Here is a 377-nt window from a genome sequence, read left to right on the forward strand (position 1 = left end):
TTAGGGCTAGTTTATTTGGGCGGTAATAACGAAACGTTTTTTGTCCAAATCCCGGGAAAAGGTTGCCAATATGTGTTTAGTTCAACTACGCCATTAGAGATTTATAGTTGGTTAAAGCACCTTGATATTACGCAAATTAATCGAATTGACTTAGCCACCGATGATTATGATGGTGTGTTTACGGTCGATGCCGCTAAAAAAGCGTTTGAAGACGATGCGTTTTATGGTGGGAAAGGGCCTAAGCTTAAATGTAGAGTTGAGTTTGAACATGATGGCGAAGGCAATCTCACGATAGATATGATACGTGTTGGTTCACGTCAATCACGTGTGTTTTGGCGCGTCTATGATAAAGCCTTAGAACAAAAGGTCACGGGAAG

The 377-nt window shown here is 41.1% G+C and carries 1 protein-coding gene; it reads left to right on the plus strand.

Annotated elements, in window-relative coordinates; translation table 11 throughout:
• Positions 1-377: replication initiation factor domain-containing protein (locus M998_RS19125; RefSeq protein WP_211272261.1), on the plus strand; the 377-nt coding region annotated here is incomplete at both ends.

The sequence above is a fragment of the Providencia heimbachae ATCC 35613 genome (genome assembly GCF_001655055.1).
Lineage (GTDB): Bacteria > Pseudomonadota > Gammaproteobacteria > Enterobacterales > Enterobacteriaceae > Providencia > Providencia heimbachae.